We start from the raw sequence: 19190 nt of genomic DNA, 5'->3' as shown, positions 1-19190 counted from the left end.
CTCCTCTCAGCCTATTTTGTTTAAAAATAATACGTAAGAGAGTGTATGATGCTGTTAAGCCTCCACTTTATTTCTTATTTGTTTTCTGTTCCCCCATTTAGTAATAGATGAGAACGTATAAACAATAAGAGCTAACCAAATAAAACTAAAAGCAATAACATGAGCTTTTGTTAGCGATTCATGGTATAGAATGACTCCTGCTAGCAAAGACAAGGTTGGTGAAATATATTGAAGAATACCAAGCATTGATAATGATACTTTTTTAGCACTTTTTGTGAATAATAGGAGTGGTAAAGCTGTAACTACTCCACTGCCCATTAATAAAAGACTTGTTGAAAAAGAATCAAAAAACTGCAAGTGTGATTGAAACGTAAGGTAGCCTATGTATGCTAATGCAATAGGGGAGATGACCATCGTTTCAAGAGTTAATCCAATCGTTGAATCAGCTTTAATCTTTTTCTTTGCCAAACCATATAATCCGAAGGTAACAGCTAAGCTAAGCGAAATCCAAGGAACCACACCATAATGAAGACTAAGCGTTAAGACGCCGATTCCTGCTAGTATAAATGCAAAAATTTGAGCCCCGCTTAATCTCTCTTTTAAGAAAATAACACCTAATAAAACACTTGTTAGGGGATTAATATATTGTCCAAGGCTCGCTTCTACTATTTTTCCATTAATGACAGCCCACATAAAAATGCCCCAATTTGCACTAATAAGTACAGACGCAGTAAAAAGGGACCAGAATAAGGATGGTTTTTTCACTATTTCTTTTATAAACGTAATGTATGTACGCCATTTCTTTGTCATTAATAAAAAAATAAGCATAAAAATAAAAGACCAAAAAACGCGCTGAGCTAAAATCTCACCTGGTGCTACGTGGTGAACCAGCTTCCAATAAATTGGCGTGAGCCCCCACATAAGATAAGAAAGGACCGCATATATCACACCATCTCTGTCGTGATTTAAGTTCATGTGAAACCTTCTTTCTAACATAAGATAAAATCAGTAATAAAAGTCATAGATTAACATAAAAAAGCAGCATAAACGATTATATCACAGAGAAAAACGATTCTTCACATGTTGAATGGCTCAAAAAAGCGCTATGCGCCAGGTCATTGCTTTTCTATGTCTAAAATAAAATCAAATTGCGTGTTTCTAACAAGGTAAGTGCTTACACAAGTGCGTATGATAAGCGTTCCTTCAGCTTATATTCAAGTGGTTATGAAAAACAGTTGATTTCCCCATTATAAACTGTCAAGCTTAGGTAAGAAGAAAATCTTAGAGGAAAGAATATATAGGTGACGAATATGATCGAAATAAAAATGTCTACGATAAGCGACGGAGAATTTAACAGAGGTGTATTTGCTAAGCAAGATATTAAAAAAGGAACGCTTATTCACGAAGCTCCTGTTATCGCTTATCCTAATAAAGAGCATGATTTTATTGAGAAAACAACACTAGCGGATTATGCTTTTGAATATGGAGTGAATCATACGGCTATTCTTTTGGGATACGGTATGCTGTTTAATCACTCGTATACACCCAATGCTACGTATGAAATTAATTTTGACAATCATACCTTTGATTTTTATGCATATACGGATATCCAAGCAGGAGAAGAAATTCTCATCAACTATAATGGAGATGAAGATGATCAAGAGCTCCTTTGGTTTGATCGTGAAGATGAAGAAGAACAAAAGTAAAAAGTTAAGCCCATCGAAAATCGATGGGCTTTTTATTATGCTTTTTTATCTGGATACATAGTAGAGTTCAAACGGATGAATTGGTAAATATGCGTAATAATAACTTTTAAAACGGCATATCCAGGAACGGCTAAAATAATACCGATGATTCCGAATAAGTTTCCGGCGGTTAGAATGACAAAAATGACCGTAATCGGGTGAATATCCAGGCTTCTTCCCATAATTTGTGGAGAGATTACTTTGCCTTCAAGCAATTGAACAACTGCCCAGACAATGGCCAGTTTTACAAGCATGAAAGGAGACGTAATAAACGCAATAATAATGGCTGGAATAATGGCGATAATAGGACCAAGGTAAGGGACAACATTGGTTACCATGGCGATAATCGCTAGAAGTAATGCATAATCTAACCCAATAATCAGATAGCCAATGAAAAGCAGTACACCTATACAAATCGCAACAAAAATTTGCCCGCGAATATATGCGCTTAATGCGTGGTTCATGTCGGCTAAAATGAATTTAGCTTCAGAACGAGAGCGGTTTGGAAGCAGTTTTACAATGTAATTAGGTAAGTTTTTCCCATCTTTTAATAAGTAGAAAAGAATAAAGGGTAAAACGGCAACCGATAATATAATTTCTGTAATGGTGCCGACAAAGTTCACAATACCGCTTGAAAATCCAGAAACATATTTACTCAAGTGTTTTGATGCATCTTTTGAAATCTTATCTAGGTCCGTGTTAGCCGACTGAAGGCCTTGTTCGACATATCGGTTATTCGAAAGGTTCGTCACCGCATGCTGAACGTCATGCGTCAGCTCTGGGATATTATCAATAAGACGGTCAACTTGATTTTTTAGAGGCGGAATAACCGATGAAATAATAATGGCTAATGCGCCGATAATCACTATGTATAAAACAAGAATGGAAATAATTCGTTTTACACCTTTTCGTTCTAAAAAGTCAACAAGCGGATTAAATAAATAAAAGCAAATTCCTGCTAAGATAATCGGCAGTGCGATTGTTTTAATAAAAATAGAGATAGGAATTAAAATAAATCCGATTTTTGATAACGAAAAAATAGTCATGCTGAGAATAAAAATAATAATTGTATATACAACAAATTTATTATTTAAGATTTTTTCTCGGAAAAAAGTTCCTTTCTGAGGTCTAGGTTCCAAGCTGTTCAACTCCTTTAAAAAGTAAATGTATAGTTATCATACCCTGATTTAGACTAATTTAAGAGGGTTTTTTACAAAGAAGTGTGCATACTAGTAGAAAATCTTCTAGAAAGAAGGGGTGAAATCATTGAAAGAAGACAAACAACCATCGTATGATGATTTCTCTACAGTAGAAAAAAGCCATGAGTATATAACCGCTGAAGAATTTCCAGACGGTCCTTTCGGCTCTCCTGTTAATCAAAAACTGGGGAAATCTACTTCATGGGAAGAAGGGCAGCGAACGTATAGCGCATTTAATTATGAAAACAAAAATCTTCATGAAAAAGCGCAAAGATTATTTCCAGGTGCTCATCCTGTACATGATAACCCAGAGGAACATGAACAAAATCCAAGTTAATGTCTTTATTATGCTCTGAATATATTGCCCTATCTTTTTGCTGAATTATGTTGACAATAAGTAATTTAGCCTGTAATATAAAACGTAACTTATCACTGTTTCTACAGGATTCGACAAAATTTGATTTACTTAAACTTGTGATCTCAACTTCTATTTACAGCTATTAGAGCGCTGTAAGTAGAAGTTTTATTTATGTTATCGATCAAAAAGAAAAAAGCAGGTCTGCTCAAGCAGGCCTGCTTTTTTTATTATTGAACAGCGTCAAATTTATTTACTTTCCACTGAGAATTAGATTTATAGAATGTGACAGTTCGTTTTACGCTGCCGCCATCTACAGTTGGAACTGTGAATTCATAAGAGCGAACTGTTGCTGTTTGATACACAAGCTTTGTTTTTGCTTTTGACCACTCTAACATGCTGAATCCGTCGCCGATTGGATGTGCAAGTTTGCCGTTATATGTGATATAGCCGTAATTTGTTAATCCTTTTTCTACTGCACTATTTGTAAATGTCTCAGATAAGTAGCTTGATAGCTCAGCTTTTGTATCAAATTCAGGGCAAAGATACACGTACTCAGTTCCTTTGTATTCAAATGTACGTTCTGTACATGGTTTGTTTTTATAACCGTGCAGAGCACTCCAGAAATGATTGCTGGCACTAGCTGCAATTTTGACAGCATTTGCATCCGTTAGTGTTGGAGATGTTGTTTGTGCTGTAACTCCAGTGCTTAGTGTAAAGAAAATAGCGATTGATGATAAAACTAGTCCAATTTTTTTCATTTCTAACTCACTCCTAATTAATTAACCTTATTTATGTAACAATTATGTGTTTTATATTTCTTTTGTTACATTTATATTACAATAAATCTGTAATAAAAGAAAGTGTTTTGTCTTTTTTTCTTAAATTTTTTTAGATTTTTACTAGTTTTTGAAGTAGATATAGTAAATAAATTGCGGATAAATGTTGATTTATCAGGATTTTTAAACCGATTTTTCTATTTTATATTCGTTTTGTTACAAATAATATTTTTTGTAACAAATATGTAATAAAAGAAGCTGAATACTTTTAGGATACAGAAAAATAAAGATAAAACGGTGAAAAAGCGATTTTAAAAGTTTATTTTCCTTTTTTTGGCATATTTCTTTTGCGGTTTTGAGCTTTTTAGTAGAGTAGATTAAGAGGAGGCGAAATCATGAAAGTCATTATACATAGTGAGAAAAGCGGTATAGCAGGCATGAATTACAGAAATCTTCAGGAGATGCCCCCTGAAAGAGGAGAAGTAAAAGTAAGGTTAAAAACAGCAGGTTTAAACCGGAGAGATTTATTTGTTATGAATAATCGAGGCAAAGGAGATAAGCCGTTTATTCCCGGTTCAGACGGTGCAGGTATTATAGAAGAAGTGGGAGAAGGCGTAAAAGGTTTAAAAATTGGAATAGAAGTGATCATTAATCCAAGTCTGGAGTGGGATCGTATAGAGGACATTCCGTTTACGCCTAAAATTTTAGGTGGTCCATCGAATGGAACGTTTGCAGAGTATGTAATCATAAAAGCGGATAATGTTGTGCAAAAGCCGCCTTATCTATCTTGGAAACAAGCGGGAGTTCTTTCATTATCAGCTTTAACTGCGTATAGAGCTCTCTTTACAAAAGGACAGTTAAAAAAAGGAGAACATCTACTTATTCCTGGTATAGGGAGCGGAGTCGCGACTTATGGCTTGTTATTCGCAAAAGCTATCGGAGCTGACGTAACGGTTACTTCTAGAAGTGATGAAAAAAGAAAGCAAGCCCTAGAGTACGGAGCTGATTATGCATTAGACAGTGGAAGTAACCTAAAAGAAGAAATCAACGATAGAAAAGTAGATATCATACTTGATAGTGTGGGGGCAGCTTTATTTCCGACGTATTTTGAAATACTAAAGCCAAATGGAAGAATTGTTAATTTTGGTGCGAGTTCTGGAAATGAAGTTGAATTGCCTCTAAGAACTATTTTTTATCCTCAATTCAATATACTTGGCACATCTATGGGAAGTCAGGAAGAATTTGTGGACATGATGGATTTTATAGAGAAACATCAAATTAAACCAATCGTCGATAGATTCTATCCGCTGTCAGAGGCAGCTGCAGCTTGCGAACGATTAGATAAAGGAAAACAATTTGGCAATATAGGTTTACTTATTTCAGAATAAAAAAATCCCCGGCGCTAACTGGGGACTTTTTTATATAATCAAACGTTTGTTTAAATGAAAGAAACAAGGTAATAACAGGATTTTTAGCAGTTTTTTTATCATAACCACCAAGCCAATAAAAAGGTAACAAATCCTCCTAGTATCAAAAATCCCATGCTGTATTTGAGCGTGTATTTAAACAGTTCACCCTCTTTTCCGGCTAAACCTACTGCTCCAGCAGCGACAGCAATTGATTGAGGAGAAAGCATTTTAGCCATTACGCCGCCGGCAGTATTAGCCGCTACGAGAATAATTGGCAAGACATTAATTTGCTGAGCAGTAGTTAGCTGCAAGTTGCCGAACAGCGCATTATTCGATACGACAGACCCCGTTAGAAATACGCCAATCCAGCCAAGAAATGGAGATAAAAATGGAAAATAAGCAGCTGATGTAGCGAGTGCCAATCCAAGTGTAGAGGACTGTCCTGAATAATTTGAAATAAAAGCAAAAGCAATGACCATCATAATCGTCATAATAGGTCTTGATAGTTCTTTTACGGTTTCCAAAAGAGTGGTCCATGCCACTTTTGCCGATACGTTAAGCAAGAAAACTGAAAGGATACAAGCGATAAGAATTGCCGTACCTGTTGCTGCAAATAAGTCTATTTTTAAGACAGCAGCGTAAGGCGTAGGATCTTTTACTAAAGGCGCTGCTTTAATTACGTGATTGTGTAAAAATGGGACGTTAATAAGCAGGTTCAGATGTTCAAGCGCCGTTTTGACAAAAGAAATGCTCCAAGCCGTAACGAGTATCGTTAATAGAATAAAAGGAGACCAAGCCTTTAAAATTTGTTTTGGTGACAGGCTGAAGCTTTTAGCTGCTGCCGGGCTTGTTCTTTTAATATAAAAAGCAAGAGCAAGCAAACTCACAATAGAAGATGTGATATTTGGAAGTTCAGGGCCGATGTATGTAACAGTTAAATACTGCGTCAGTGCATAGGAAATGGCTGTGATGCTCGTTGCTTTCCATACGTCTTTTAATCCTTTTATCCCATCCATAATAAAGACAAGTAAAAAAGGGATAAGAAAAGAAATAATCGGAAGCTGCGTGCCAAGAAAATGAGCAATTTCTTTTGGATCAATGCCAGATACTTGTCCTGCGACAATGACAGGAATCCCCATGGCGCCAAAAGCTCCTGAAGCTGTATTAGCAATTAAGCATAGCGCCGCTGCTTTTAACGGTTTGAATCCAAGTCCAACTAGAAGCGCTGCTGTAATGGCAATTGGAGCTCCAAATCCTGCTGCTCCTTCTAAAAAAGCATTAAAGGAAAAAGCAACAAGCAGCATTTGCAAGCGGGGGTCATCGGTTATTGAAATAATAGATTGCCTAATGGTAGTAAACTGTCCGCTTTTGACAGTTAGCTTGTATAAGAACACCGCGCCGATAATAATATAGCTGATGGGCCAAAGTGCATACAAAAACCCATAGCCTGTGGCTCCTAAGACCATTGAGGCAGGCATATCATAAAAATAAATAGCAATAATCATAGAAAGAAGTACCGTAATACCAGCAGCAATGTGTCCTTTTAATTTCAAAAGAGTTAAAGCAATAAAGAAAAAGATGATGGGGATGAGTGCAATTAGTGCAGAAAGCCAAATATTATTTAACGGATTATATACTTGAGTCCACGTCATATTCATACACCTCTACTACATATTTAAAACAAGGGAGCGGGGGAGTCCCCCGCAAAAATCTTTTGATGTTACACAAAAGCTCTGTCGCGAGTTTGCTTAAGAATGCTAGCAGAGTGCTCGAGCTGCTGCTGTTCGTGAGGAGTTAAATTCAATTCAATAATTTGGCGCACGCCGTTTTTATTAATGATAGCCGGCACGCCGATATACACATCAGAAATACCGTATTGTCCTTCTAATAAAGCAGATACCGTTAAAATAGAATTTTCATCATCTAAAATAGCCTTGGTTATGCGTACAAGTCCCATCGCAATTCCGTAATAAGTCGCTCCTTTTCGATTAATAATATGGTAAGCCGCATCGCGTGTTTGTTCGAATAGATGCTGCATATCCGGCTCTTTTTCAATAGCAGCAGTATTGATAAAATGTTCGAGCTTCACACCGCCAATTTGCGCGTGGCTCCAAACAGGAAATTCCGTATCTCCATGTTCCCCCATAATATAAGCGTGGACGTTGCGAGAATCTACTTCGAAATAGTCGCTTAACAAGTAGCGGAAGCGAGCTGTGTCAAGAATCGTTCCTGAACCAATTACTCGTTCGTTTGGTAATCCTGATACTTTTTGTGTAACGTGTGCGAGAATATCAACTGGATTTGTTGCCACTAAAATGATGCCGTCAAATCCGCTGTTCATAATATCTTTTACAATGAATTCAAAAATTTTAACGTTTTTTTCAACTAGATCTAAGCGCGTTTCCCCTGGAGCTTGATTAGCGCCCGCTGTAATAACCACTAAATCAGCATCAGCGCAGTCTTTATAATCTCCAGCCCAGATTTTCATCGGTGTGGCAAATGGCATTCCATGATTGATATCGCGTGCTTCGCCTTCTGCTTTTTCTTTGTTCATATCGATTAACACTAATTCATTGGCAATACCTTGATTCACCATTGAAAAAGCGTAGCTTGAGCCAACAAAACCAGTTCCGATAACGGCAACTTTTCGTGTCTTTGGTGTAAATTGTGTTTTCATTTGTATCATCCTTTGAATTTTATTTTGTGATGTTTTTCACAATGTTAGTGTAACAAGAATAAATACCCTCGGCTGTGATAAAAATCACACCCTTAAAAAAATAGTAAACAATTCTACAGGGCGATTTAAAAAAGGGTTCTTCTACATGAAGTGCCACATTTAGAAAGATCTTAAACGTTTAAAGTGTTGAGTAAAGGCAACTTGTTTTGCAGAAAGCTAAAGAGTTTAACATTCTCTATTTGTATGTTAACAGCCAATAATGTTTCTATAGACCCACACGAAATCCATTTGTTACACTAAGTTTGCTTATTTTGAATAAAGGAGTGGAAGGGATGGAGAACTACTATGAGCAAGCCCAAAAAGGCGCTTGGGTTAGTATCTTATCATATATCTTTTTATCAGCATGTAAACTTATTATTGCGGGTGTCACCGCTTCCTCTGCTTTAAAAGCCGACGGTCTTAATAATGTTACAGATATTATTGCATCAATTGCCGTCTTAGTCGGCTTAAAAATCTCTAAAAAACCTCGCGATAATGATCATCCCTATGGACATTCCAGAGCGGAACATATCTCTTCACTTATTGCTTCTTTTATCATGATGGTCATCGGACTAGAAGTATTGGTCGACGCGGGTCAGTCATTATTTATGGACAAATCTGAAGCGCCTAATTTACTGGCTGCTTGGGTAGGTCTTGGAGCGGCTGCTGTTATGGGTGGTGTCTACCGGTATAATATTAAGCTTGCTAAAAAACTTGATAGCCAGTCTTTATATGCGGTTGCTAAAGATAATTTGTCTGATGCACTTGTGAGTATAGGGGCTGTTGTGGGAATTTTCGGCTCACAATTCGGCCTGCCCTGGCTGGACGTGGTAGCTGCTTTTGCTGTGGGAATTATTATTTGTAAAACAGCCATCGAGATTTTTAAAGAAGCGGCTCACTCCTTAACGGACGGATTTGATGAAGAAAAGTTAGGGCACTACAAAGAAAGCATTGGGCTTGTAGAAGGTGTAAAAGAAGTAGAAGATGTGAAAGCGCGCAAGCTTGGTAATCAAGTCGTGATTGATGTAACTGTTAAAGTAGATCCCCATTTAAATGTTATTAAAAGCCATGAAATTGCTGATCAAATTGAACATATGATGAACGATGAGCATCAGATTAAAGATACGCTTGTTCATATTGAACCTGATGCATACGAAAAGCAAAAATAAAACCAGCACGTTCTTTCGTTATGAAAGGATGGGCTGGTTTTATTTTTGGAGAAATTTGAAATAAATCACAAAAACTTCTTCAAAAATGAAAATGAAAAGCCGTTATTAGTAATATAAAGATTTTTGTAGAAGGGTGAGGGAATGAAGAGGTTAAGTGCAAAGCTCGTAGTATTTTTTAGTATTTTTATAGCTATTTTATTATTAGTTGTTTCAGGGGCTGTTTATCAATTTACCAAAACACAAATAGAAAAAGATGTAGAGATTCAGTCTCAAAGTCAAGTGAAAGAGTTAAAAGAAACGATTCATACGTACTTAGACATGTATAGTCGTTCTTTGCTGACGTATAGTGAAAATGACGTAATTGTTAATTTTGTTAAGCAGGAAGGAAATCAAACAAACCAAGAGAAAAATCCGTATTTTACATGGAATACGGTTCAAAAAGAGTTTACGCAGTTTAAAGAAAAATATCCAAACCTGGCACTTGAATACATAGGCACTAAAAATAAGGGAATGTATTCTGTTCCTAAGCAAGAGTACGGATCAGGTTATGACCCGACTTCAAGAGTTTGGTACAAACAAGCAATGGCATTACCTGATCAAGTAATTTACACGGATCCATATGAAGATGCAGCAACGAAAAAGACGGTTGTGACGATTGCAAAGGCTATTTTAGATCCAGATACTAAAAATGTGCTGGGCGTTATAGCTACTGATTTAGACTTAGATGCATTAAAAAACATTGTAGGTAAAGCAGAAGTAAATCACGGTGGATATGCATTTTTATTTGATCAAAATGGCACAGCGCTCGTTCATCCAACAGAAGCTGGAAAAAATTTAATGAATCAGCCATTTATGAAAAAAATGTACGAAGCAGACCGGAATAAAGATTTCATGAAGTATACCTTTCAAGGTGAAGAGAGAGTGATGGCATATGATACTCTCGAAGGAACGAATTGGAAGATAGGAAACGCCTTTATTTATAATGAAATGCTCTCAAGCGCTCATCATTTACTGAATGTGATTGTCTGGATTGCGTTAATTGGCATCTTATTATCAGTGGTGTTAACCATCTTTTTCTCAAGAATCATTACGAATCCAATTCGCCGCTTGAAAAACGAAGTAGCCAAAGTAACAGCTGGCGATTTAACAGTTCAGGTTCAGACGAAGTCAAAAGATGAAATTGGTGAACTTACTCATTTATTTAACGATATGGTAGCTAAAATGAAAACATTGATTGGCACGGTTCAGACGTCTGTTGAGACAGTAAAAACGTCTGTTGAAGACTTGAGTGCTGTATCTGAAGAAGCAACTGCATCCAGTGAAGAAATTGGCCGGGCTATCCATGAGATTGCCAGCGGCGCCACCCAGCAGGCTTCTGACGCTGACTCTACTAATCACAAAACGATGAGTTTATCTTCACAAATTGAAGAAGTCATTGAACAAAACGCCGAGATTAATAAAATGACGATTGAAGCTGTAACCATCAATGAAAAAGGCTTAAAACAAATGCAGCTGCTTCGCAACCAAACTACCGAATCATCTCAGACGATTCACGGTGTTCAAACGGTAATGGAAGAGTTAACAAGTAAGATGAAAGAAATTGAATCTATTATTTTTACAATTAATAGCATTTCAGATCAGACAAATTTACTTGCACTAAATGCTAGTATTGAAGCAGCTCGTGCAGGAGAACATGGCAAAGGATTTGCGGTAGTAGCTGAAGAGGTACGAAAACTTGCTGAACAGTCCTCTCAGGCTACTGAACAAGTTCGCCACACGATTGCAGCGATTCAAGGGGAAGTCGCGGCTGCTCGTGAAGAATGCAACCGGACAGAAGAACTTTCAAAATCTCAAGACTTTGTGGTAGGAGACACAGAACAAGCTTTTCGTGAAATTGCTACTACCATTGAGCAGGTGGCAGCGGCTGTCGAACATGTAACAAGCAGCATGGACAGCATTGATGAGCATAAGGAAGACGTGGTAGCGGCCATTCAAAGTATAGCAGCTATTGCACAGCAATCAGCAGCAGGAACGGAAGAAATTACGGCTTCTACAGAAGAACAAATTAGAGCTATTTCTACTGTTTCTCAATCGGCTGAACATTTGCAAGAGATTAGTGAAGAATTGGCGAACTTGATTCGTCAATTTAAAATTAAATAAAAAAGAGCGCCAATAACATATTGGCGCTCTTTTTTATTTAATAGGAAAACAAGTTGCTGTACGGTAAAAAAACCTGCTGATCTGGAGGTGCAACAGCTGACACGCGCTGATGTGTAAACGGGTGTATAAAAGAAAGCTTAATGGCATGTAAAGCTTGCTGCTGATCTTTTAATCTCTTTCCGCCATAAAGCGTATCACCAAGTAATGGATGGCCGATGTGACTCATATGAACACGTATTTGGTGAGTGCGTCCGGTCTCGAGCGAAAGTTCAATAAGCGTTTCATTTTTTGCCATATTGCGCTTTAACACGCGATAAGATGTTTTGGCAGCTTGTCCCGTTCTAGATACTCTTCTTCTCGTAGCGTGATGGCGATCGCGTCCAATAGGTTCATTAACGATTCCTTGCTCTTGTTTCATGAGTCCTTGGACAAGAGCAACATAAGTCCGGTTAATTTTACGTTCAGCCAGCAGCTGGTCAAACACAGAACTTGCTACAAAATGCTTCGTGAATAAGATAGCACCTGATGTATCGCTGTCCAAACGGTGAACGTGTCTAGGCTTTGTTTTGAGGCCTATTTTTTGAAAATAAGCAGCTACAGCATTTAAAAGAGTTTTTTGGTCCTGCTCTGATGAAGGATGAGTATTTAGGTTTATTGGTTTGTTTACAATTAGCACGTGTTCATCTTCAAACAAAATCTCTATATTAACATTGTAAGGTGTTATTTCATCAGGTTCTGCTTCAAAAAAAGGGAGTGACACTCTATCATTTTCCTTAAGAGTGTTCCTCCATGGTAAAGGTTCACCGTTTATAAGCACATTTTTATTCATCCGAAACTGATGCAGCGTTTTTTTAGGAATACGCCATTTCGTTTTTAAATAATCTTCAATTGTTTGCCCTGCATCATTTTTTGCGATTTTATCTTCTAGCCATTGGCCGTGTATACTCATATTTAATCCCTTCCTTACATACTAGTAAATATCCTTTAATCTTTAAAAAGAACTTGTAAATAATTAGGAGGAAATAACTACCTGAAGTTCTCGTTTTATGTTTATGTTATGCTAAATAAAGAGACATAAGTTAAGAGAAAAAAGGGGGGGTAACCATGAAAATTGCCCAAGCAGCTCCGCCAGAAATGGAGAATTACATAGAAGAGTTGACTGAACAGCTTCGCTATGACTTGTTACCTCGGTATGTATCTGTAGATAAGCTTAATCCTGATGAATTATTAAATCCAGATTATTGTACAGACCATTTATATAATGGCTTACTCGATGAAGCATTGCAAGTCATTAGTAGCCTTCAGACAATAATTGCCGTAATTGAAGCGATTCAACATCGGCCGATTGAAGAAAGCGACTGCGAGCAATTCGAAAAAAATATTGCAATTTTAAAAAAATACGGGTTTTTATTTCCTGTTTCCATTGAGTGTTTTGCAAAAGAAAACAATTTGATTACGTATTCGTATGAATCGTTTTATAATTCATACATAAATTAAAGAGGCTGGGAGAAAAGTATTTTAGCCTAAGTGAAAAACGAACTATTGATCAGCAAGTTTGATGAGTGGTTCGTTTTTTTTATGGTGAATACAACTTCATCTGTTTCGTCCTTCCAGCAGTTGATTGAAGGGCAAGGCGAAGACTCTTGCGGAAAAAGCGGGACAGATGAGACCCCGCAGGAGCGCAAGCGACAAGGAGGCTCAGCGCCCGCCCGCGGAAAGCGAAGCCTTGCATGGAAATCAACGGCGGTGTCATAAGCGGTTCAGTTCATGTATCTGATTTGTTCGTCTTTAGGTTGGATTCATTTAGTTCTGTACCGGCCTCTTTTTAATCATATATTTCAGACTTCTATTGGACATTCAAAAAGAGCTTGTGATATGGTCAAACTTGTATAAATCCATCAAAAAATAAATAGGAGCGAAAACATGACAAAAGCAAAATTATGTTTTATCGGTGCAGGCTTTCACGCATCAACGAACATTTACCCCTCTGTTATTGAAGCGGGAGCAGAAATTAAAGCAATTTCCACACGCAGTATCGAAAGATCAAAAACTGCTCTTCAACGATTTGGGAGCAGCGGTACGCCGTACGATGATTATAAGAAAATGCTAAAGCAAGAAAAGTGCGATGGAGTAGTGGTTGTGGCACAGCCTGAAGATCATCCTGCTTTGGTGCTGGATTGCATTCGAGCAGGACAAAATGTTTATGTGGACAAGCCTTTGGGGATGAATGAAAGAGAAGCAAAAGAGATTTCAGATGCTGCTAAGCAAGCTGGCGTAAAAGTTATGGTAGGTTTCATGAAGCGCTATGCGCCTTGTTATATGAAGTTAAAAGAATTAATTGAAGAAGGTAGCCTAGGAAGTGTCCGTTCATTTCAAGCAAGATTTGCTGTAGACAGTACCCCTTTTTGTAAAGATGAAGAGCAGTTTATGAAGCTTGCTGCCATACATATTGTTGATCTCGTCCGTCACTTGTTCGGCGAAGTCGTTCACGTGACAGGGTTCAGAAATAATCATGGTGAATATATTTCAAATAGTATTTCGCTGAAGTTTGACAATGGCACTGTAGGGAGCCTGTATTTTACTGGCATGACAGCATGGTCTCGAGAAAGTGAAAACTTATTAGTGACATTTGACGATGGCTTTGCTTTTGTTGACGAAATAAATTCATTAACTATTCACGAATCCCAGACTTTTGATGAATTACCGTGGAAATCATTAAAAGAAAACGATCGTGTGTTTACACCTTCTGCTTCACCGATGTCGGGAGCTTATCGAGATCTTTACCTTCGTGGTTTTGTTGGAGAGATGGCTCATTTTATTGAGTGTTGTACAAATGACCAAGAACCTCTTTCCAGTGGGAGCGACAATGTAAAAACGATGAGATTATGTGATCAAATACTGTCATCTTTAATGTAAAGAAAGCTTTAAAGAAAAGAATGTACGATGAATAGCTTACTGCAAATTATGTAAATCATACTAAATAATGTTATGATTAGACAGGTCGTATAAACGAAAGCATTTACCTTTCATAAGATTACAAAACGTTTCAATCTTATTACATATGTTTAAAATGAGCCTAAATGGTTTCTTTTTACGCCTATATCATATACAATGCCCCCTAGATGATTTTTTCGAATAGCTAATAATCGTTTGGGATTATGAAAGGAGATTAATCATGAGAAAACTGATGTATACATTGCTCATTGGGTTAATTGCTGCAGCTTTAACAGCTTGTGGTTCAAACGATGATGCAAAGCAATCAAAGAACGATGATCAAAAAACTGCACAAACTGAGAAGCAAAAAGAGGCTCAGGAAAAGCAGGAAAAGCAAGCAAAAGAAATGCAGAAGAAATTAGATAAACAAAAAGTAGATGAAAAGAAAACCGTAGCAGTTGTAAACGGTAAAAAAGTTTCGGGTGAAGAATATAATGCAGCCCTGGCTACATCACAAAATCAGTACCAACAAATGGGACAAGACCCAACTTCTAAAGAAGCAGCTAAACAAGTAAAGCAGCAAACAATTGACAATTTAGTAGGTCAAACGCTGCTATTGCAAGAAGCTGAAAACAAAGGCTATAAAGCAACTGATGAAGAAGTAAATAAAAAGTTAAAAGAAACGAAAAAGCAGTTCAAAACAGATAAACAGTTCAAAGCGGCTTTAAAAGATGCAGGAATTACTCAATCACAATTAAAGTCTGAGCTGGCTGACAGCATTAAATATCAGCAGTACGTAGATAAAGATATCCAAACACCTGAAGTAACAGATAAGGAAATTCAAGATTATTACGATCAATTTGCAAAACAAAGCCAAAGTCAAGCAAGCGGCAGTAAAGAACAATCTCAAATGCCAAAGCTTGAAGACGTAAAGCCTCAAATTAAGCAGCAGCTTGAACAACAAAAGAAACAAGAAGCATTACAGAAAAAAGTTGAAGAACTTAAGAAAAATGCAAAAGTTGAAGTGAAGCTTTAAATACAAATGAAACGGCCCTTTAAAGGGCCGTTTTTTTGTTATGTACATTTATTGCTTCTTGTCAGTAAAAAGGGGTGCGTGAAAGATTTTAATGTATTTTGACTTATAAGGTAAAAAGTGTTCTGATGGTTTGCCTTTCATCCTATACTTTTCTTATATAGATATAAGAGAAATTGGGGGAGTCGATAAATGAAAAAGGTGGCTGTTTTTTTTGTTGGGCTTGTTTTTTTACTCGCAGGGATGGGTCTGACAGGCAATGCTTCTGCGGCGTCAAATCAACTTATTATCATTAATAAATCTACTAACACCCTTGCTTTTTATAATGGAGGAAAATTAGTAAAGACGTTCAAAGTTGCGACAGGGAGGCAGATGAGTTATACACCAGAGGGTACTTTTAGCATTGTGAATAAAATTAAAAACCGGCCTTATTATAAAGACAACATTCGGGGAGGAGATCCTAGGAATCCGCTAGGTGATCGCTGGCTAGGATTAAATGCGCGCGGAACGTATGGCACCACGTACGCTATTCATGGAAATAATAATCCAAGTTCTATCGGAACCTACGCAAGTTCAGGGTGCATTCGTATGTATGATGAAGAGGTACGCTGGCTGTTTGACCGCGTTCAAACCGGTACAAAAGTGGTTATTGGTCAATTTCATTCTCAAAGTTTTGATTCAATCGCTATGAAAAACAAATACAAAATAAGCAGTACTCCAGTTGCCCAGAATCTTTGTAAAACGAAAAAGCTCTCAAAAGGCCAAATTGGTTTTGTAACGATTCAATCACCGATGGTTTTGTTAAAAGAAGAACAAGGAAAATGGGTAAAGATTCGTACGTTAAATCGCGGTGAACGTTATAATGTATATAAAATAGATGGCATTAAAGTCTCTTTAGGACCAGGATTTATTGAAAATTATCCTAATAAAAAAACATCCATAAAATTAGATATTTGCAAATAGAAAATGAGGCTGGGACAAAAGTATTTTAGCCTAAGTGAAAAACGAACCATTAATCAGAATTTTGATTCTTGATTCTTGGTTCGTTTTTTTATTATGGTGAACGCCGGTTTCATCTGTTTCGTTCCTTCTAGCAGTTGATGGGAGGGTGAAGACTCCTGCGGCCGCCCGCGGAAAGCGAAGTCTTGCAAGGAAGTCAACAGTGGTGTCACAAGCTAATGTATCCATTTGTTCGTCTTTAGATTGGATTTATTTCGTTATGTCTCAACCTCATTTTTTGAATTTTTAATAATGTTTATTATAATAAAAAACAGGGAAACTAATTGCCTAATGAAGAGAGAGAAAGGGTTGTTTTAGCGTATGTCTACAATAGATTTATCAAAATTCGAGAAAAAAATGATTATTCGTAACATCAAACCGGACGATATAGATGAAATTTTAGCACTTCAAAAGCTATCATTCCCGGGAATGGATCCGTGGAAAAAAGAACAGCTTGAAAGTCATCTGGCTATTTTTCCAGAAGGACAAATATGTGCAGAGTACGACGGGGAAATTATCGGATCTTGTTCAAGCTTGATTGTGAACTTTGATGAGTACGATGATCAGCATACGTGGGACGATATTACAGACGAAGGATACATTACAAATCATAACCCCGAAGGCTACAATCTGTATGGAATTGAAGTAATGGTTCATCCAAAGTATCGCGGCATGAAAATAGGACGCCGCTTATATGAAGCGCGTAAAGATTTAGCACGTGAATTGAACCTTAAAAGTATCATCATCGGAGGAAGAATTCCTAATTACCATAAGCATTCAGCTGAAATGTCGCCTAGAGAGTATGTAGAGCAAGTTATTCATCATAAAATTTATGATCCAGTACTATCTTTTCAGCTAATGAACGGATTTACGCTTATGCGTATAAACCCTGGTTATCTTCCTGATGACCTAGCTTCTAATAAGTATGCAACGCTGATGGAATGGAACAACGTAGATTATGTTCGCCGTTCAAAACGCCATTTTAAAACATCATTCCCAGTGCGTATTTGTGTTGTTCAGTATATGATGAAACAGATCAATTCATTTGAAGAGTTTGCAACACAGGTAGAATATTATACAGATGTTGCTTATGATGCAAAAGCCGACTTCTGCGTATTCCCGGAAATTTTCACAACTCAGCTCATGTCTTTCTTGAATGAAAAGATTCCAAGCAAAGCGGTTCAGCGCGTAGCAGAATATACGGAAGAGTACATTGAGTTATTTACTAACTTAGCGGTTAAATATAACGTGAATATTATTGGAGGATCCCACTTCGTCGAAGAAGATAATGGAGATATCTTTAATATTGCCTATCTATTCCGCCGAGATGGAACAATTGAAAAGCAGTACAAAGTGCATATTACACCTAATGAAAGAAAATGGTGGGGAATTAGCCCAGGAGATAAAGTTGAAGTGTTTGATACAGATTGCGGGAAAATTGCGATCCAAATTTGCTATGACATTGAATTTCCTGAGCTTGCTCGTATTGCTACAGATAAAGGTGCAAATATTATTTTTACACCATTCTGTACGGAAGATCGTCAAGGCTATCTGCGCGTAAGATACTGCTCTCAGGCTCGTGCGATCGAAAACCAAATTTATACGGTTATCGCAGGTACGGTTGGAAACCTGCCTGAAACAGAAAATATGGATATTCAGTACGCTCAGTCTGCTATTTTTGCACCGTCTGACTTTGAATTTGCACGAGACGGTATTGTAGGAGAATGTAACCCTAATATTGAAATGGTGGTTATTGGAGATGTAGATTTAGAAATTCTTCGTCGCCAGCGTCAATCAGGAACGGTTCGTCAATTAAAAGATCGACGCCATGACGTTTACAATATTAAATATAAAAAATAACGCAGTTTCTAAAAACATCATGCAAATGCATGGTGTTTTTTATTTCAACTTTTGCCATAATAAAAACTATTACAATGAATTTTGTGGACTAACCATGGAAAAGAGGGGAAAACATGAGTTTTCATGGACAATCGGTATTACCCGCTGTTCGAGATATGAAGCAATTGGAAAATTTTTTAGTAAGCAATTACGAGTACGGAGTTCTTTTAGACAATCAAGTGGGCATGCTAAAAGGAATTATGAGAGAGGTTCATAAGCATGAAAAAAAGCTAATCATTCATTTAGACTTAATTCATGGCTTAAAGCACGATGAGTATGCGGTTGATTTTTTGTGTCAGGAGTTTAAGCCTGCGGGGATTATTTCGACAAGAACAAACGTCATTTTAAAAGCTAAACAAAGAGGAATCTATGCCATTCAACGGGTCTTTTTATTAGACAGCACGGCTTTGAAGAAAAGCTACGAGTTAATGAAGAAAGTAAAACCCGATTATATTGAGCTTCTTCCTGGAATTGTGCCCACTTTAATCCAAGAAGTCAAAGCTGAAACAGGCATTCCGGTGTTAGCCGGAGGTTTAATACGAACCGAAGAAGAAGTTCGTAATGCTTTAGGAGCCGGGGCTTCTGCTGTTACAACATCAAATAGAGAACTGTGGAGTATTTCAACTTAAAAAAACTGTTTGACAACGCTTTCATCATCTAGTAAACTTCTAGATAAGTTAATAGTTGTGAGGGAGAATAGGAGATCCACGGTATAGCCTTTTAATGATTTTATTAGGGGGATGTATGGTGGATTTTCTTATTTTCTTGTAATGTTAACCGTGTTTATACAAAG

At 37.2% G+C, this 19190-nt stretch carries 18 protein-coding genes; 12 read left to right on the top strand and 6 right to left on the bottom strand.

Annotated features, from left to right (window positions below):
- Window positions 1-54 precede the first annotated feature (54 nt).
- Complete coding sequence (gene rarD / locus AC1VNJ_RS21865) at window positions 55-975, bottom strand: EamA family transporter RarD (protein ID WP_430051899.1); 921 nt, start codon at window positions 973-975, stop codon at window positions 55-57.
- A gap of 335 nt (window positions 976-1310) precedes the next feature.
- Here rarD and AC1VNJ_RS21860 point away from each other — a divergent pair, with 335 nt between their 5' ends.
- A complete protein-coding gene (locus AC1VNJ_RS21860; protein WP_028414329.1) occupies window positions 1311-1706 on the top strand; it encodes an SET domain-containing protein in 396 nt (131 codons plus the stop codon).
- A gap of 35 nt (window positions 1707-1741) precedes the next feature.
- Here AC1VNJ_RS21860 and AC1VNJ_RS21855 read toward each other — a convergent pair whose 3' ends face one another.
- Entirely contained in the window at window positions 1742-2884 is a 1143-nt protein-coding gene (locus AC1VNJ_RS21855) for an AI-2E family transporter (protein ID WP_013081622.1), read from the bottom strand.
- A gap of 127 nt (window positions 2885-3011) precedes the next feature.
- Here AC1VNJ_RS21855 and AC1VNJ_RS21850 point away from each other — a divergent pair, with 127 nt between their 5' ends.
- Window positions 3012-3281: a hypothetical protein gene (locus AC1VNJ_RS21850; protein ID WP_014461729.1), complete on the top strand. Its 270-nt coding sequence runs from the start codon at window positions 3012-3014 to the stop codon at window positions 3279-3281.
- Between the two features lie 248 nt (window positions 3282-3529).
- Here AC1VNJ_RS21850 and AC1VNJ_RS21845 read toward each other — a convergent pair whose 3' ends face one another.
- Window positions 3530-4060, bottom strand: coding sequence for an IseA DL-endopeptidase inhibitor family protein (locus AC1VNJ_RS21845; RefSeq protein WP_028414327.1), 531 nt, complete (start codon window positions 4058-4060; stop codon window positions 3530-3532).
- A 413-nt stretch (window positions 4061-4473) separates the two neighbouring features.
- Between AC1VNJ_RS21845 and AC1VNJ_RS21840 the strand changes: the two genes are divergently transcribed.
- The gene (locus tag AC1VNJ_RS21840; protein ID WP_049162821.1) at window positions 4474-5466 is read left to right on the top strand and encodes a zinc-binding dehydrogenase; all 993 of its coding nucleotides are present in this window, start codon (window positions 4474-4476) and stop codon (window positions 5464-5466) included.
- Window positions 5467-5564: 98 nt separating this feature from the next.
- Here the strand turns inward: AC1VNJ_RS21840 and AC1VNJ_RS21835 are convergent, their stop codons facing one another.
- Together AC1VNJ_RS21835 and AC1VNJ_RS21830 are read right to left on the bottom strand one after the other, a co-directional pair.
- Entirely contained in the window at window positions 5565-7145 is a 1581-nt protein-coding gene (locus tag AC1VNJ_RS21835) for a lactate permease LctP family transporter (protein WP_033580673.1), read from the bottom strand.
- A gap of 62 nt (window positions 7146-7207) precedes the next feature.
- Complete coding sequence (locus AC1VNJ_RS21830; protein WP_328173926.1) at window positions 7208-8164, bottom strand: L-lactate dehydrogenase; 957 nt, start codon at window positions 8162-8164, stop codon at window positions 7208-7210.
- 332 nt (window positions 8165-8496) lie between these two features.
- On the opposite strand from AC1VNJ_RS21830, the gene AC1VNJ_RS21825 reads away from it, so the two are divergent.
- Window positions 8497-9372 carry a cation diffusion facilitator family transporter gene (locus AC1VNJ_RS21825; RefSeq protein WP_028414323.1) on the top strand — a complete coding sequence of 292 codons (876 nt, stop codon included), beginning with the start codon at window positions 8497-8499 and terminating at the stop codon, window positions 9370-9372.
- 141 nt (window positions 9373-9513) lie between these two features.
- The gene (locus tag AC1VNJ_RS21820) at window positions 9514-11532 is read left to right on the top strand and encodes a methyl-accepting chemotaxis protein (RefSeq protein WP_033580672.1); all 2019 of its coding nucleotides are present in this window, start codon (window positions 9514-9516) and stop codon (window positions 11530-11532) included.
- 37 nt (window positions 11533-11569) lie between these two features.
- Here the strand turns inward: AC1VNJ_RS21820 and AC1VNJ_RS21815 are convergent, their stop codons facing one another.
- Complete coding sequence (locus AC1VNJ_RS21815) at window positions 11570-12481, bottom strand: RluA family pseudouridine synthase (protein WP_047751693.1); 912 nt, start codon at window positions 12479-12481, stop codon at window positions 11570-11572.
- Between the two features lie 155 nt (window positions 12482-12636).
- Between AC1VNJ_RS21815 and AC1VNJ_RS21810 the strand changes: the two genes are divergently transcribed.
- The 7 genes from AC1VNJ_RS21810 to AC1VNJ_RS21780 all read left to right on the top strand — a co-directional run bounded on the left by AC1VNJ_RS21810 (window position 12637) and on the right by AC1VNJ_RS21780 (window position 19026).
- Window positions 12637-13029, top strand: a complete 393-nt coding sequence (locus AC1VNJ_RS21810; RefSeq protein ID WP_013081630.1) for a YhcU family protein — start codon at window positions 12637-12639, stop codon at window positions 13027-13029.
- A gap of 30 nt (window positions 13030-13059) precedes the next feature.
- Window positions 13060-13287 carry a hypothetical protein gene (locus tag AC1VNJ_RS21805; RefSeq protein WP_482641290.1) on the top strand — a complete coding sequence of 76 codons (228 nt, stop codon included), beginning with the start codon at window positions 13060-13062 and terminating at the stop codon, window positions 13285-13287.
- A 168-nt stretch (window positions 13288-13455) separates the two neighbouring features.
- Complete coding sequence (locus AC1VNJ_RS21800; protein ID WP_028412595.1) at window positions 13456-14448, top strand: Gfo/Idh/MocA family protein; 993 nt, start codon at window positions 13456-13458, stop codon at window positions 14446-14448.
- Between the two features lie 259 nt (window positions 14449-14707).
- Window positions 14708-15502 carry a SurA N-terminal domain-containing protein gene (locus tag AC1VNJ_RS21795; RefSeq protein WP_033580669.1) on the top strand — a complete coding sequence of 265 codons (795 nt, stop codon included), beginning with the start codon at window positions 14708-14710 and terminating at the stop codon, window positions 15500-15502.
- Between the two features lie 189 nt (window positions 15503-15691).
- Window positions 15692-16462 carry a L,D-transpeptidase gene (locus tag AC1VNJ_RS21790; RefSeq protein ID WP_033580668.1) on the top strand — a complete coding sequence of 257 codons (771 nt, stop codon included), beginning with the start codon at window positions 15692-15694 and terminating at the stop codon, window positions 16460-16462.
- A gap of 357 nt (window positions 16463-16819) precedes the next feature.
- The gene (locus AC1VNJ_RS21785) at window positions 16820-18358 is read left to right on the top strand and encodes a carbon-nitrogen hydrolase family protein (RefSeq protein WP_013055260.1); all 1539 of its coding nucleotides are present in this window, start codon (window positions 16820-16822) and stop codon (window positions 18356-18358) included.
- A gap of 113 nt (window positions 18359-18471) precedes the next feature.
- A complete protein-coding gene (locus AC1VNJ_RS21780; protein WP_033580667.1) occupies window positions 18472-19026 on the top strand; it encodes a glycerol-3-phosphate responsive antiterminator in 555 nt (184 codons plus the stop codon).
- Window positions 19027-19190 lie beyond the last annotated feature (164 nt).

The sequence above is a fragment of the Priestia sp. 3CA3 genome (assembly GCF_056836725.1).
The sequence above is the reverse complement of the archived record's forward strand: the minus strand, read 5'-3'. Positions and strand labels throughout refer to the sequence as shown.

Coding starts and splice junctions, on each gene's coding strand:
- AC1VNJ_RS21825 (WP_028414323.1), top strand. CDS start 8,497: ATGGAGAACTACTATGAGCAAGCCCAAAAAGGCGCTTGGGTTAGTATC.
- AC1VNJ_RS21815 (WP_047751693.1), bottom strand. CDS start 12,481: ATGAGTATACACGGCCAATGGCTAGAAGATAAAATCGCAAAAAATGAT.
- AC1VNJ_RS21785 (WP_013055260.1), top strand. CDS start 16,820: ATGTCTACAATAGATTTATCAAAATTCGAGAAAAAAATGATTATTCGT.
- AC1VNJ_RS21810 (WP_013081630.1), top strand. CDS start 12,637: ATGAAAATTGCCCAAGCAGCTCCGCCAGAAATGGAGAATTACATAGAA.
- AC1VNJ_RS21860 (WP_028414329.1), top strand. CDS start 1,311: ATGATCGAAATAAAAATGTCTACGATAAGCGACGGAGAATTTAACAGA.
- AC1VNJ_RS21835 (WP_033580673.1), bottom strand. CDS start 7,145: ATGAATATGACGTGGACTCAAGTATATAATCCGTTAAATAATATTTGG.
- AC1VNJ_RS21800 (WP_028412595.1), top strand. CDS start 13,456: ATGACAAAAGCAAAATTATGTTTTATCGGTGCAGGCTTTCACGCATCA.
- AC1VNJ_RS21780 (WP_033580667.1), top strand. CDS start 18,472: ATGAGTTTTCATGGACAATCGGTATTACCCGCTGTTCGAGATATGAAG.
- AC1VNJ_RS21795 (WP_033580669.1), top strand. CDS start 14,708: ATGAGAAAACTGATGTATACATTGCTCATTGGGTTAATTGCTGCAGCT.
- AC1VNJ_RS21790 (WP_033580668.1), top strand. CDS start 15,692: ATGAAAAAGGTGGCTGTTTTTTTTGTTGGGCTTGTTTTTTTACTCGCA.
- AC1VNJ_RS21840 (WP_049162821.1), top strand. CDS start 4,474: ATGAAAGTCATTATACATAGTGAGAAAAGCGGTATAGCAGGCATGAAT.
- AC1VNJ_RS21820 (WP_033580672.1), top strand. CDS start 9,514: ATGAAGAGGTTAAGTGCAAAGCTCGTAGTATTTTTTAGTATTTTTATA.
- AC1VNJ_RS21830 (WP_328173926.1), bottom strand. CDS start 8,164: ATGAAAACACAATTTACACCAAAGACACGAAAAGTTGCCGTTATCGGA.
- rarD (WP_430051899.1), bottom strand. CDS start 975: ATGAACTTAAATCACGACAGAGATGGTGTGATATATGCGGTCCTTTCT.
- AC1VNJ_RS21845 (WP_028414327.1), bottom strand. CDS start 4,060: ATGAAAAAAATTGGACTAGTTTTATCATCAATCGCTATTTTCTTTACA.